Genomic DNA, 14035 nt, shown 5'->3' with positions numbered 1-14035 from the left:
TCGCCCGTCTCGGGCCAGTCCTTCACTGTAAAGGTGACCGACGTGCCGCCGTTCGGGGTGAGGTCGAGGCGTGTCCGTGGGGACCGGTACAGCTGCCGTACAGGCCGCCTGGCTGATCTCGGCCGTGACGGCAGGTCCACAACCGGACGCAGACTCGCCACGATGCGCGTGAGCCACCCTTCGGCAGCTTTGGCCTGCTGCTCCCCCTTCCGTGCGGACGCCCCCGTAGGCAGACCCGCCAGAGATGCCAACCCGAACGAAGGAGGCCCTGTGGCGCCGGGGCACCTCGACGGCCGGCGATCGGCCGCCACGACCGGCTGCGGAAAATCACTTGTCCCCTCTCCTCAGTCCTGGAACAGTGACCTGCGCTCTGCGACTTCGCAGACACACTCACGGTGAGGAACGAAGCCCATGATTGCGGCGTCCACCAGCGGCCGCCGTCGGCGCTGAACGTCTGCTCTCCAGCAGCCGCAGCCTGCCACGCCCACTCCGCGGCGACCCCACGATGCGGTGCCCGCGCACCGCCCCTCTCCCTGCCCCTCGTACTCATCCGAGTACGCCGGGGCTCCACTTGAGACATCGTGAGGTCAACACCCACCATGGACAACCAGGTCCAGAGCTTTGCCGTAGCCAACCTCCGCCGTCGCCCCGTGGTCGTCGAGACCGGAGGTTTCGTTGCGGGCTTCGACCCCGACACCGACAGTCCGTACCTCAACTACGCAACTCCGCTGCCCGGCATCGAGCCGAGCGAGCGTGACGTCGCGGCGCTGATCAAAGCCTTCCGGGAGCGCGGCCTGCTGCCCCGGCTGGAGTTCGCACCGCAAGCCGCGCCCCACGTGGCACCGGCCCTGCGGGCGGCGGGCTTCGGCACCGAGGCGGTGCACGAGTACCTCCTCTGCACACCGCGCACCCTGGCGACCCCTCGCTCCGCCGGCTCCCCGCGCGTGGAGACCCCGACCACCGATGAGGAGTACAGCGAGCTCGATGCCGCGCTCGCCGAGGCATTCGGAAACGTCTTCGCCCCCTCCCCGCAGGGTGCGGACCGACTGCGGCGCATTCAGCAGACCGGCGGCGCGGTCCGCTTCGTCCGCACACCGCAGGACGGCTGCCTCGGCGGAGCATCCTGTTCCCCGCCGGCCGAGGACACCGCCGAACTGGCCGGCGTCGGCACCCGGCCCGGATACCGCGGCCGCGGCATCGCATCCGCGGTGACCGCCGCGCTGGCCGGGGCGATGTTCGCGCAAGGGGCCGGATCGGTCTGGCTGGAGTACGCCGGCGACGGCTCCCGCCGTGTCTACGAGCGCGTCGGCTTCCGGCCGCAAGGCACCCGCCTCTACCTCTCGCTGCCCGCGGAACAGCAGCCGTAGCGGCAGACGCACGCGTGAGGGCGGGCCCCTGCCGCCCTCACGCTCCGCCGGCTGGTGGCCAGCCGGTAGGTCACGGCCCGCACGCTCAGCGACGGTCGCCGCGCGACCTCGGCCGCCACGCAGCCGGTGTCGAAGTACGGCGTGGAGAAGGAGTCACGCAGGCGTTGCCGTGTGGGTTTCGCACGCGGCGGTGGCCCTCCCCACGCGCATCGAGCCCACGCCGACAGTCCCGAGTGCCGGCGGTGGGGCGTCGGGCGCACGGGTCGGTCCACCCCATCCCCCTTCGAGCCGCTCAGGTCCTTACCACTCTGTGACGTCAGTTGGTCAGCGGTGTTGATGGGGCGTCTGCTCTGCCAGTGTGAGCCGCGGTCGGGAGCCCGTCGCGGACACAGGTCAGGGCGCCCTGGGGACGGCCGAGAACGCGCGGCGCTACTGCTCCGCCCGAGAGGTGAGGACCCTCATGCATCAGCGACACAAAGTGAAACGCAGCCGACGCAACGCCCTGTTGGCGGTCGCCGGACTGCTACTGGGCGGCGGAGGACTGGTGGCGGTCAACGCCATCGCCAACGCCGGGACAGCAACCAGGCAGCCGGAGGCCGTCGCCTGCCCCTCCGTTGCCGAACGACTGCCCCGGATTCCCGGCCCGGCACGCGGCGAAGTGGAGCGCGAACTGCACCTGTTGAAGCAGCAGACCGAGCGCGCCAACGCGAAGATGTCCGGGACCAGGGGCGGCGACGACGAGAGGATCCGCATCGTCCTCCAGCCCCTGGGAACGGAACGCGCGGCTGCCCTGGAGCGTATCGAGATCGCCATCGAGCGGGCCGGCGCCGAACGTCCCCGAGGGCTCCAGAGCCTGGCCCTCTGCACGGCCGGCGGTGGGGACGCGAACCGTGTCACAGCGGGCGGCGGGAACACGGACGGCAGTGCGCAACAGGGCGACAACGGCCCCTCTGCGGAGGACTTCGTCGACATCACGAGCTTCGCGCCGAACGTCCAGCGGATCGGCAAGGGCCGCAACGCCTCGACAGGAAGCTTCGTATCGCGGTGCGGGGTGAACGAGAAGGGGCAGTTCAACTCGGACAACGTCATCGTGGCACCGGGCGTCGGCAACGGCGCTCACCATACCCATGACTACGTGGGTGCACTCGGGGTCGACGCCTTCACGACGAACGAGTCCCTGGCTGCTGCCCGGACCACCTGCACCAACGGAGACCGGTCGACGTACTACTGGCCCGTCCTGCGGGACCGCGACGGCGTCGAGCCGTCCGACGCCGACCAGCCCGGCGGTGGATCCGAGGGCAACGTCGGAGAGATCCTGACACCGGCATCCGTCAGCCTCCAGTTCGTCGGAAGCCCCCGCACCAAGGTCGCGTCCATGCCCCGGTTCCTGCGCATCATCACCGGAGACGCCAAGGCCAACGCCAACGGCGGAGCCAATGCCAACGCCCGCTGGAGCTGCACCGGATTCGAGTCACGGGTCGAGCTGAAGGACAAGTACCCGATCTGCCCGCAGGGCAGCAAGGTCGTACGGATCTCGAAGTTCCAGAGCTGCTGGGACGGTGCGAACACCGACAGCGCCAACCACCGGTCCCATGTCGCCTTCGCCGACGCCCGGGGCAACTGCCCCACGGGCTTCCGCGCGATCCCCCAGCTCGTGCAGCGCGTCACCTACAACGGTCTCGCCGGCAGCACCCGCTTCGCTGTCGACAGCTTCCCCGAGTCGTTCCACAAGCCGATCACCGACCACGGTGACTTCATCAACGCCATGTCCGATCCATTGATGCGGAAGGCCGTGGCCTGCATCAACACCGGCCGCCGCTGCGGCTGATCAGCCCGTCGGGCATCCCGCGCGTCACGACCGCCGGCGGTCGTGGCGCGCGCTCCGCTCCTCCGGCATCGCACAGATCCTGTTCTTCGGACCGAGATGGCGTCGGCGGCCATCTCGCTGAGCTCACTTCCGGCTCCCGCCGTGAGCCGACGGATGGACGCCGGGCCGTACATGCGCTCGTACGCCTTGCAGGCCGAAGAGGATGAGAAGCTCGACCACGCCGCCGTCGGCGCTGCCGAGCCAGTGCGGCATGGACGTGTCGAACTCGGCCGCCTCACCGGGCGGCAACGTCAGGTCGCGCTCGCCGAGGACCAGCCGCAGGCGGCCGTTGAGCACATACAGCCACTCGAAACCTTCGTGCGTCTGGAGGGTCGGTTCGAGGGGTGCCGGCCGCGCAGGGATGATCATCTTGAAGGCGTGTACTCCGCCCGGCCGCCTGGACAGCGGCACGAAGATCATCCCGAACCGCTCGATCGGCTTCAGGTGGATCCGCGGATCGCCTGTGCGCGGCGCACCGACGAGGTCGTCCAGCGGAACGTCGTAGGTACGGGCCAGCGGCAGCAGCAACTCCAGTGTCGCCCGCCGCTGCCCGCTCTCCAGCCGGGACAGGGTGCTCTCCGACACCCCGGTCGTCGCAGCGAGGTCGGCGAGGGTGATACCTCGGTCGCGCCGCAGCGCACGCAGCCGCGGTCCCACGGCATCGAGTACGTCTTCCGTTCCAGGGTCCACAAGACCATCTTGCCGGAACCGCAAGATTTCGTGCCAGGTCACGGGCACCGGCCAAGACTGAGGGCATCCGACACAAGGAGCCTTGATGAGTACCACCGATGCGGTCACCTTCTGGGAAGACGTCTACGCGGGCCGGCCGGCAGCCACCGACCCGCGGCCGAACGCCCGTCTCACCGAGACGGTCACGGGCCGCCTGCCCGGCGACGCGCTGGACCTCGGATGCGGCGACGGGGGCGACGCACTGTGGCTCGCCCGCCACGGGTGGCACATCACCGCCGTCGACATCGCGGCCGTGGCGGTCGAGCGCCTCGCGGGCCTTGCACGCTCACGCGGTCTGGGCGATCGGATCGTCGCCGAGCGGCGCGATCTCCAGGACTCGTTCCCCCAGGGTGCGTACGACCTGATCTGCGCGCACTACCTGCAAACCCCCTTCGCGCTGGACAGGGCGACCGTCCTGCGCACGGCCGCGCACGCGCTGCGCGTGGGCGGGCACCTGCTGGTCGTCGATCACGGCTCGGCCGCGCCGTGGTCGTGGAACCAGGATGCCGACGTCCGGTACCCGACCCCGCAGGAGGTCGCCGCGGGTATGGACCTGGACCCGGCGACGTGGACGATCGAGCGGGCTGACACACCGCGCCGGATCGCGTCCGGGCCGGGTGGGCAGACGGCCGAGGTCATCGACCACGTCCTGCTCATCCGCCGCACCGCCTGACCGACACACCCCCCAACCCATGCAAAGGTGACCGTCATGCCGACCGCCTCCCGCCGCAACCGACGCGGCGACAGCCCTCCGCCTCGCACCGGCAGCAGCGAGTTCGACACCCTGCGTGGCTTCCTCGACTACCTGCGGGCCTCGATCGCCGCGAAGGTCGACGGCGCACCGGAGCCACAGGTCCGTACAGCCGGTGTGCCGTCGGGCACGAACCTGCTCGGCCTGCTCCATCACCTCACGTTCGTCGAGCGGGCGACGTTTCTCGGGGACCAAGTCACCGACTGGCCGGGGACGTTCCAGGCCGCGCCGGCCGACAGCGTGGCCGATGTCGTCGCCCGCTACCGGGCGACGGTCGAGCGGGCGAACGACGTCCTCGACGGGTGCACCGAACTCGGCGCACCGGTCCCCCGCCCTCAGCCGAACAGCCCCGCCCCCAGCGTCCGCTGGGCACTCACCCACATGATCGAGGAGACCGGCCGCCACGCCGGCCACGCGGACATCCTGCGCGAACTGATCGACGGAGCGACGGGCCGCTGACTCCGCCGCTTCAGGGCTCCCGCGGGCCCGCCCGGGCACGGTGGCCGCCGCGCCCGGGGTCAACCCCGGCCCACGAGGGCGCTGAACTCCAGCACCTTCCCTTCCCGCTTCGCGAGCAGCCGGTGGGCCATGGCCGCCGACTCCGGTATCTAATGCGTGAGGAGGTACCGGGTCAGGCGGGAGCGAGCGGCTTTCGGGCTGATGCCCAGCGCGGTGGCGATCGTGTCGAAGGACAGCTCGTCGGCCTGGACCGCGTGGGCGGCCTCCAGACCGACCGCGGCGGTGATGCGTTCCAGCGCCGCGGCCGCCCTCAGCGCGGCCACCGGTGCCTGTTCGGCGAGAGTGGTCAGCTGTTCGTCCAGCCGCTCGATCGCCTCGGCCACCTCGGCGGGCAGCGGCACCGTACGGCGGTCGACGGTGGCGATGTGCCCGCTCCAGTCCCGGTACGGACCCGACGTGTCCACGTCGTTCAGGCCGCCGTCCGGCAACTCGTCCCAGGCGATGGGGTAGTCGGGGCCGCGCCAGCCGCACGCGCACGCCGCTCGGACGGCTGCCGCCCTCGGCCGGTTCAGCTCCCCGTTGTAGGCCCACCACTCGCTGGTCTCGTGCACGGAACCGCTGCCGCTGCCGAAGTCCAGGTAGACGGGCTTGGGTTCATGGCCGTCCGTGAGGACCGCCCCGGTAATGCCCTCGTGGGAATCCCCGAACTCCTCAGTGATCCACCCCATCACACTCTCCCTCTGTCCGGCCGGCGACCATCACCCGGCGGCCTGTTGCCCAGTTTCTCTCCGGCGACTCGCCGTCGCACGCGAAACCGGGCAGGCCACTCCCCTGTACGGATGTACGGATGACGTTTCTGCTGACGGCCGTTCGGGCGTCCGGCCGCTTGCGGCCACGCAACGGTTCGGACGACCGGGGGGACGACGCCCGGGCCCGGGTCGGATAGTTCATGCCCCCTCTACGCACGAGGGCGGGTGACCACGTTGACGTTGAACGTGTGAGAACCCAGACCGCCCGCGATGCCCATGAAGAGCAGGGCGAAGTGCTCCTGTCCCCGTGCGGTGGTGATGCCGCCGATGTCCAGCTGGGACGAGGGGGGCCATCCGAGGTCGGTGAGCAGCCGGCCGGTGGTCCGTTTGGCTTCGGCGTCGTCACCGGAGAGGAAGACGGTGCTCGGGCCGTCCAGTGCGCCCGGTTCGGTCATGACGGTGGAGTCCATGGTGCACAGCGTCTTCACCACGGGTGTCAGCGGGAAGGCGTGCTGGATCTGTTCTGCCAGGCTGCTGTTGGGGTGCGAGAGCTCGGTGAAGTCGTCGGAGAGGCCGACCCCGACATCGATCAGCAGGGTGCCGGCCAGCGCCGGCGCCCCGATGGAGTGCAGCAGTTCCACGGAGACGGTCCCCGGGGTGGCGTTGACGAGTACCTCCGCGTGGGCTGCTGTCTCGTCGAGGCCCGCTACGGGGAGCCCGAGGCCGGTCCGCTCCTCGGGCTGACGTGAACCGAGGAGCACGTCGTGTCCGGCGGCCTTCCAGCCGTGGGCCAGTGCTCGAGCGACATTGCCGGTGCCAAGTAGTCCAAAGCGCATGGTGGGACGCTAACGGTTGTCGGCGCGCGGCAGATCGGGCCGGAGGCCCAGGTCAACCGGCACCAAAGGCCTAGGCCCAGTCCGGGCCCTGCCGTTCGGATCTTGCCGCACACGGATGTGCTCCGCTTTCCGGCTCGCCACTCGCGGCCGAAGCCGAAGGGGCGGCGCTTGCGCCCCGTGCCGTGTGTGCCACGTCTCATCCAAGGGTTGTCACACCGGATACGCGGCTGGTGTCTCCATGCCGAATCCACATGACATAGGGAGAGACGATGAACGGGAACGTCGAGGTGGTCGTGGTCGGCGGCGGGTACGGAGGCGTGACAGCGGCCAACAGCCTGTCCCGGCACAATGGTGTGTCGGTGACGCTGGTCAATGCGCGCCCCGACTTCGTCGAGCGGATCCGCCTGCACCAGCGCGTGGCGGGCTCCGACGACGCGGTCGTGGGCTTCGGTGAGGTCCTGGGCGGGAACGTCCGGGTGGTGGTCGACACCGCGACCCGGATCGACGCTGCCGAGCGCACGGTGTCACTGGCGGGGGGCAGCACGCTCCCGTACGACTACCTCGTCTACGCGGTGGGCAGCGGCGCCTTCGATCCCGGCGTGCCCGGAGCGGCGGAGTTCGCCCATCGGGTGTCGGACATCGAAGGGGCGGACCTGCTGCGGTCGGCTCTGGCAGCGACGGCGGCGTCGGATCCGGTGACCGTGGTCGGGTCCGGCCCGACCGGCCTGGAGACCGCTGCCGAGCTGGCGGAAGTGGGCCGCAGGGTCACCCTGGTCTGCGGCGACGTGCTCGGCCCCTCCCTGCATGCCCGGGTCCGCCGCCCGGTCGCCCGGCGGCTCGCCAGGCTGGGTGTGACCGTCCTCGAAGGTCCCCGTGCGCGGGTGAGGGAAGTGACCCGCGACGGTGTACAGCTCCACGACGGCCGCGAGCTGCCCAGCGCGGTGACGATCTGGACCGCGGGTTTCCGCGTCCCGGACCTGGCCTCTCGCAGCGGGCTGCGCACCGACGCCCAAGGCCGTCTGGTCACCGACGCGACGCTGACCAGCGTGGACGACGCGCGCATCATCGCTACCGGGGATGCGGCGGGAATGACGGACCGGCCGTTCCGGATGAGCTGCCAGGCCGCCGTGCAGCTGGGCCCGGCAGCGGCCGCGACGATCCTGCGCCGGATCGAGGGGAGAACGCCCGCTCCGGTGCGGATGTTCTTCGCGGGGCAGTGCCTCAGTCTCGGCCGACACGAGGGCGTCACCCAGTTCTCCTATCCGAACGACAGGGTGAACGCGCTCCACATCAGCGGGCGGCCCGGTGCCGGCGTCAAGGAGATCGCTTGTCGGTTCACCCTCAACAAGTTGGTCTCCGGGGCGCGCAAGGCCACGTCCCGCGCATCCCGGAGCGATGGCAACGACCGCCTGGACACGCCTCGGCCGGAACACCGCACAACGCCGTCCAGCCCCTGACGGGCGGCCCGGCCACCACGTCGCCTCTCTGGGCCGGTCCGACCGGACCGGCCCCGGAAGGACCGAGCCGGCGAGGCAACACGCGACGCCGTGGCCACGTACGGCCCGGCCGCGCCGAGGCGCGCCGCGCACCGGTCCACCCACCCCACGTAGCCTGATCAGTGGGGAGAATGCCGCCGACGACCCCGCCTTCGGGCCGGCCGTTCTCTCACGGCCTGTTCCGGCATATGGGGCCGACTCCCAGAGAGTGAAGCGCACGACATGAACGACCACACCGCCGACCCCGCGACGGAAGCCTTCGTCGCCCACCGCGACCTGCTGTTCACCGTCGCCTACGAGATGCTCGGATCGGCGGCGGACGCCGAGGACGTCCTCCAGGAGGCCTGGCTGCGGTGGGTCGAGGTCGACCAGTCGCAGGTGCGGGACCAGCGCGCCTACCTGGTCAGGATCACGACCCGGCAGGCACTCAACCGGCTGCGCACCGTCAAGCGGCGCAGGGAGGCGTACGTCGGCCCCTGGCTGCCCGAGCCCCTGCTCACCGCGCCGGACGTGGCCGAGGACGTGGAACTGTCCGAGAACCTGTCGCTGGCGCTCATGTACATCCTCGAGACCCTCTCACCGACCGAACGCGCGGTCTTCGTCCTGCGCGAAGTCTTCGACTTCGGCTACGAGGACATCGCGGCCGCGATCGACAAGAGCGCCGCCGCCGCACGCCAGATCGCCCACCGTGCCCGCCGGCACGTCGACGCGCGCCGGCCGCGGACACCGGCTTCGCCGGAAGAAGCCCGGGCGGCGTTGGAATCGTTCCGGTCCGCGCTCGTGACCGGGGATCTGCAGGGTCTGCTCGATGTACTCGCGCCGGACGTTGTTTTCGTCAGCGACGGCGGCGGCCTCAGGCTGGCGGCCCTGCGGCCGGTCGTCGGCCCCGACAAGGTGCTCCGGTACATGGCAGGCAGTGTCGACAAGGCGGGCGGCGTCCTCACCGGTGAGTCCACGACGGTCAACGGCAACCCGGGACTCATCCTGCGCCTGGACGGCGAGGTCGACGGCGTACTGGCGTTCCGCGTGGAGAACGCTCGCGTCACCGGCCTCTACTACGTCCGTAACCCGGAGAAGCTCAGCCGCGTCGAGTCCGAAACCCCCCTCGCCTCACGGTGACCGTGCCCCGGCGCCGCGGACGACGCCGATGACACCGACGACACGGATGACGCATGGTCGTCCCCGAGGCCCGGGGGCACGCAACAAACACGCCGGCGCTGTCGCCGAGCCCTGCGGCTCCTCTCACGCCGGCGGCAGGTCCTGCCGCCGGCGCAGAGGATCGATCACAGCGCCCGGGTTGAGAATGCCCGCCGGATCGAGCGTCGCCTTGCCGGCCCGCAGAGCCGCGGCGAACAGGTCGGGACGTTGCCGGTCGTACCACGGCCGGTGGTCGCGGCCCACCGCGTGGTGATGCGTGATGGTGCCACCGGTGGCGAGCAGTGCCTCGGAGACGGCCGCCTTGATCTCGTCCCACTGCTCCACGGTCCTGCCCCAGTCACCGGTGGCGTAGATCCCGAAGTACGGTGCGGGGCCGTCCGGGTAGACGTGCGTGAACCGGCATGTCACCACACCGGTGGCGCCGACCTTGCGCATGGCGTCCTGGGCCGCGTCGTCGACGGCTGCGCGGAGGCTGTCGAACCGGTCCCAGGTGCACGCGGTCTCGAAGGTCTCCACGATCATGCCCTGAGCCGCGAGCGCGTCCCGCTGATAGGGCATCCGTACGAACGAGGACCGCCAGGTGTCGGCGGCTCCGCTGTGCGCGGACCGGTCGGCGGTGTCGGTGTAGCGCGCCGGCTCGGGAAGGGTGCCGCCGTGATCGCGGCAGAGTTCCACGGCGCGTTCCATCCAGGCGGTGACGGGGTGATCCGCGGATTCGAAGCCGAGCACCAGGACGGCCGTCGGGGAGCCGGCGTTGATGAACGCCTCCACGGGGTCCAGGAGGCGGCAGTTGGATGGATGCAGGCCCGACTGGGAGAGAGCGCGCACGGCGTTCACGCCCGCGTCGTAGTCCCTGAAGGCCACCGATGCGCCTGCCCGCCACCGGGGGCGGTCCTGGAGGCGGACCCATGCCTGGGTGATGACGCCGAGCGATCCCTCGGAGCCGAGGAACATCCGGTCGGGCGAAGGGCCCGCACCCGAAGCAGGAAGCCGACGGGACTCGACGACACCTGCGGGGGTGACGACCCGGAGGGACTCGGTGAGGTCGTCGATGTGGGTCAGGACCGTCGCGAAATGGCCCCCGGCGCGGGTGGCCAGCCAGCCGCCGAGGGTGGAGAACTCGAAGGACTGGGGGAAGAACCGAAGCGTGTAGCCGTAGGGCCGCAGTTGGTCCTCGAGCTCCGGGCCGAGAGCCCCGGCCTGGACGAGTGCGGCCCGGCTGATCCGGTCGACTTCGAGGACGCGGTTCATCGCGGTGAGGTCCAGGCTGATCGCCCCTGCGTAGTCGCCGCCGACACGCGGCTCGACGCCGCCGACGACCGAGGAACCGCCACCGAAGGGGACGACCGCGATACCGGCGTCGCTGCACCAGTCGAGCACCTGGACGACCTCGGCCTCCGACGTGGGGCGTACGACGAGGTCCGGCACGTGCGGCAGCTTCCCCAGCAGCGCCCGGGCCACGTCGCGGAAAGCCTGACCGTGGCTGTGCGCCAGCCGGTCGCGTACACCCTCGGAGACGATCGGCGCCAGAGTCCGCGGCGCCCGGACCCTGCTCGCGCCCACGCCGAACGACTCGATCGGCGGCGCCGCGTGTGCCGTCAGGTCCGCTCCCGGCAGCAGATCCGAGACCCTCCGGGTCAGGGCGTCCCGCTCCGGGCCGACCACCGCGTCCTCGACATTGCCCCATCCCCACCACGAACGCGTCCTGCCCTGCATCGCCCGACACCACCGATCTTAATGATGGGTAAGTTACCGAGCGATCAGATTGGCATAGGATGCCTCCATGAGCAAGCAGGACAAGGCCACGCGCGGTGTGGGAACCAAGGGCATGCCCCGCAGGGACCGGGAACAACTGATCCTGGACGCGGCGGCGGAGGAGTTCGGCACCAAGGGCTACGTGCGCGGGTCGACCGCGGACATCGCGACGCGGGCAGGGATCACCAAGCCCATGATCTACGAGTACTTCGGGTCCAAGGACGGGCTCTATCTGGCCTGCCTGGACCGCGCGGGCTCCCGCCTCGCCGCGGCGATCGAATCGGCGCAGGACGGGTCTCCGGACATCGCGCGGGCCGCGCGCACCATGGAGGCCGTCTTCCGGGCGCTCCAATCCCGCCTGCACGACTGGGAACTCGTCTACGACACCACCGTGGCCGCCAACAGCGACCTCCATGCGAGGGCGACCGAGTACCGGCGCGAGTTCAACCGGATGGGAGCGGTCGGCGTGGCCGAGGTGCTCAGCGCCTCACAGGTGACCGAGCCGCTCGATGCCGACCTCGTCACGCACCTCTGGTACGGGACGGTGAGCTCTGCGGTCGGATGGTGGCGGCACCATCCCGAGCAGACCGCCGACGAGATGACCTCGCGATTCCAGCGCATCCTGACGGCCCTGTTCCCACAGGACCGTTCGAACCCCGAGCGATCGTGACGACACCACCGCTCCGGCAGTTCTTCGGCCACGTGTGCGCATTGCAGCGCGAGCCTCGCCGTCTCACGACACAATGACCGTATGACGCGATTCCCGTCCCGTGCAGTCCGCGGTTCCACCCTCTCCTTGTGGTCGAAGGACTCCTTCCTGTCGATCGGCTCCGTGGGCTCCGTGCTGTCCATCGGTTCGGTGGGCAGCGCGCTCTCCATCGGGTCCATCGGCTCTTCGCTGTCCGTCGGCTCCATCGGGTCCGGCATGTCGGTGCTGTCGTTCGGGTCTCTGCAGAGCGTCGGGAGCGCGCTGTCCGTCCAGACGCGATGGTCCCTGATGGCCGCCGGCTCGTACCGCCCGTTCGCGTCGCCCGGCACGCTCACCGCGGTCGGTGTGGGCGCCGTGGCCATGGCCGGCGCGCTCGCCCTGCGCACCCGCGGCGCCAGGCGATAAAGAGCCGCCCCGAGCACGAACCGGAAGCCGGCGGTAGGCAGCCGCCGGCACCCACCGGACATCGGGCATGACTCCTTGTCAGTGCCGGATGAAAGGGTCGGCCCCATGACCAACTCTGCTGCCATCAGGGCCTACTGGGATGCTGCCGCCCCCGCCTTCGACGACGAGCCGGACCACGGCCTGCGCCAGGACGAGACCCGCGAGGCGTGGTCGAGGTGCCTTGTCTCCTGGCTGCCGGCCGACCCGGCGGACGTACTGGACGTGGGCTGCGGCACCGGGTCGCTGTCGCTGCTGCTGGCCGAAGCCGGACACCGGGTCACCGGCGTGGACCTCGCACCGCGCATGGCCGAACAGGCCCGGGCCAAGCTCGTCGCCGCAGACCTGGAGGGGCGCTTCCTGGTGGGCGATGCCGCCGCTCCGCCCACCGGCGACGAGGCCTTCGACGTCGTGCTCTCCCGGCATCTGGTGTGGACCCTGCCCGACCCGCTGGTCGCGCTGCGCAATTGGGTTGCCCGGCTCCGGCCCGGCGGCACTCTCGTCCTGATCGAGGGACGCTGGCGAGAAGCCGGACAAAGCGGAGTTCCGTACGTGGCCGGCGCCGAAACCCTGCCGTGGCATCGCGGCATCAGCGCCGACGACCTCACCGCCGCTGTCAGCCCCTTCGTCACCCACCTGCGCGTCGAAGACCTCAGCGGCAAGGCCGACCTGTGGGGCGGTCCGGTCACCGACGAACGCTACGCCCTGATCGCCAGGAGTTGACGCTCACGGAAGGCAAGGCACCCGTGCCCTGGATCGCCCCGATCGTCGTCCGGTCGGTCGCTCCAGGGCACGGCCGGTCGCGTCAGCCGGCCCGGCGCTCCTTGACGCCGCTGGTCTCGAAGTCATAGACGGTCTGATTGATGCGCAGCCCGTCAACGGCCCCGACCCACATGTTGTCGCGACCCTTACCCACCGCGGCCGTGTGGATGGTCGCTCCCTGGCCACCGTCGTTGAGCGAGGTCTTCAGCTCCTCCAACGTGCATTCGGCAGCAGGGTTGCAGGCCGTCTCGTTGCCGGTGAGGTACCAGTAGCCGGTCGAGGTGGCATCGAGGAAGGGACTCCAGCCGTTCGTCACGGGCGAGGCGTCCGGCACCCACACGAGCGTGGAGTAGTTGTCGGTCGGGAGCGCGGTCAGGTTCGGATCGATCTCGAACCGGATGTTCGGCAGGTTCTCGGTGCCGCCGTACGAAATATTCTCCCCGGTCTGGAAGACGTGGAACCCGACCCTCCGCAATCCTTGCACCGGGTCGCCGAAGAAGTCGACCTCATTGCCGAAGTCGACCTTCTCGCTGGAGGGGCTCAGCGAGGTGGATGCGTCCGCCACCTCGATGCCGAGGCTGCCCCGGCCATAGGGCGGCCTGGCGGCGGTGCCCGTCACACCGAACGAGCCGTACGGGCCGTTCCGCAGATCGGCGACGGGAGAGCCGATGGTGTTGCGGGCGATCACGCCCCAGTGGTCCGGGCGCGGTTCGTTTCCGTCGTTTCCGTCTGCGGCGGTCGACAGCGATGCGGAGAGTGTCGAGGCGACGATCGCGGCCACTGCCGCGATGACGAGCGCCTTCCCCCGAGTCATGCCAAAGCGAGTGCTCACACTCAGTCCTTCCACGTAGCCGAAGGGCACCTTGCGTGTGCGGGGTGCCCGACCCAAGCGACGCACCCGACATCAGTGACTTTCGGTGACGACGCATTAACCATATGGGGACATAAATGAGCAT

14 protein-coding genes are annotated in these 14035 nt (G+C 70.3%); 9 read left to right on the top strand and 5 right to left on the bottom strand.

Annotation, left to right across the window (positions count from 1 at the left end):
* Positions 1–599 precede the first annotated feature (599 nt).
* Positions 600–1367, top strand: a complete 768-nt coding sequence (locus tag OHA05_RS34895; RefSeq protein ID WP_328862795.1) for a GNAT family N-acetyltransferase — start codon at positions 600–602, stop codon at positions 1365–1367.
* A 478-nt stretch (positions 1368–1845) separates the two neighbouring features.
* Positions 1846–3195, top strand: coding sequence for a DUF1996 domain-containing protein (locus tag OHA05_RS34890; RefSeq protein WP_328862794.1), 1350 nt, complete (start codon positions 1846–1848; stop codon positions 3193–3195).
* 123 nt (positions 3196–3318) lie between these two features.
* Here OHA05_RS34890 and OHA05_RS34885 read toward each other — a convergent pair whose 3' ends face one another.
* Positions 3319–3924 (bottom strand): helix-turn-helix domain-containing protein, encoded by a 606-nt coding sequence (locus OHA05_RS34885; protein ID WP_313942223.1) that lies wholly within the window; start codon positions 3922–3924, stop codon positions 3319–3321.
* An 85-nt stretch (positions 3925–4009) separates the two neighbouring features.
* On the opposite strand from OHA05_RS34885, the gene OHA05_RS34880 reads away from it, so the two are divergent.
* Together OHA05_RS34880 and OHA05_RS34875 are read left to right on the top strand one after the other, a co-directional pair.
* Complete coding sequence (locus tag OHA05_RS34880; RefSeq protein ID WP_313942224.1) at positions 4010–4636, top strand: class I SAM-dependent methyltransferase; 627 nt, start codon at positions 4010–4012, stop codon at positions 4634–4636.
* A 36-nt stretch (positions 4637–4672) separates the two neighbouring features.
* A complete protein-coding gene (locus tag OHA05_RS34875) occupies positions 4673–5173 on the top strand; it encodes a DinB family protein (protein ID WP_313942225.1) in 501 nt (166 codons plus the stop codon).
* 149 nt (positions 5174–5322) lie between these two features.
* Here OHA05_RS34875 and OHA05_RS34870 read toward each other — a convergent pair whose 3' ends face one another.
* Positions 5323–5901 (bottom strand): hypothetical protein, encoded by a 579-nt coding sequence (locus OHA05_RS34870; protein ID WP_313942226.1) that lies wholly within the window; start codon positions 5899–5901, stop codon positions 5323–5325.
* Between the two features lie 230 nt (positions 5902–6131).
* Positions 6132–6758 carry an NADPH-dependent F420 reductase gene (locus OHA05_RS34865; protein WP_313942227.1) on the bottom strand — a complete coding sequence of 209 codons (627 nt, stop codon included), beginning with the start codon at positions 6756–6758 and terminating at the stop codon, positions 6132–6134.
* A gap of 269 nt (positions 6759–7027) precedes the next feature.
* Here OHA05_RS34865 and OHA05_RS34860 point away from each other — a divergent pair, with 269 nt between their 5' ends.
* Together OHA05_RS34860 and OHA05_RS34855 are read left to right on the top strand one after the other, a co-directional pair.
* Positions 7028–8215, top strand: a complete 1188-nt coding sequence (locus tag OHA05_RS34860) for an NAD(P)/FAD-dependent oxidoreductase (protein ID WP_328862793.1) — start codon at positions 7028–7030, stop codon at positions 8213–8215.
* A gap of 261 nt (positions 8216–8476) precedes the next feature.
* Positions 8477–9373 (top strand): RNA polymerase sigma-70 factor, encoded by an 897-nt coding sequence (locus OHA05_RS34855; RefSeq protein WP_313942229.1) that lies wholly within the window; start codon positions 8477–8479, stop codon positions 9371–9373.
* Between the two features lie 123 nt (positions 9374–9496).
* Here the strand turns inward: OHA05_RS34855 and OHA05_RS34850 are convergent, their stop codons facing one another.
* Positions 9497–11128, bottom strand: a complete 1632-nt coding sequence (locus tag OHA05_RS34850; protein ID WP_328862792.1) for an FAD-binding oxidoreductase — start codon at positions 11126–11128, stop codon at positions 9497–9499.
* 67 nt (positions 11129–11195) lie between these two features.
* Here OHA05_RS34850 and OHA05_RS34845 point away from each other — a divergent pair, with 67 nt between their 5' ends.
* The 3 genes from OHA05_RS34845 (at position 11196) to OHA05_RS34835 (ending at position 13040) form a co-directional block, all read left to right on the top strand.
* A complete protein-coding gene (locus OHA05_RS34845) occupies positions 11196–11837 on the top strand; it encodes a TetR/AcrR family transcriptional regulator (RefSeq protein WP_313942231.1) in 642 nt (213 codons plus the stop codon).
* An 81-nt stretch (positions 11838–11918) separates the two neighbouring features.
* Complete coding sequence (locus OHA05_RS34840; RefSeq protein ID WP_328862791.1) at positions 11919–12281, top strand: hypothetical protein; 363 nt, start codon at positions 11919–11921, stop codon at positions 12279–12281.
* 105 nt (positions 12282–12386) lie between these two features.
* A complete protein-coding gene (locus OHA05_RS34835) occupies positions 12387–13040 on the top strand; it encodes a class I SAM-dependent methyltransferase (protein ID WP_328862790.1) in 654 nt (217 codons plus the stop codon).
* Between the two features lie 82 nt (positions 13041–13122).
* On the opposite strand, the gene OHA05_RS34830 is transcribed toward OHA05_RS34835, so the two are convergent.
* A complete protein-coding gene (locus tag OHA05_RS34830; RefSeq protein WP_328862789.1) occupies positions 13123–13911 on the bottom strand; it encodes a hypothetical protein in 789 nt (262 codons plus the stop codon).
* Positions 13912–14035 lie beyond the last annotated feature (124 nt).

Origin of the sequence: Streptomyces sp. NBC_00306 (genome assembly GCF_036169555.1) — a bacterium.
Taxonomy (GTDB): Bacteria; Actinomycetota; Actinomycetes; order Streptomycetales; family Streptomycetaceae; genus Streptomyces; species Streptomyces achmelvichensis.
The sequence above is the reverse complement of the archived record's forward strand: the minus strand, read 5'-3'. Positions and strand labels throughout refer to the sequence as shown.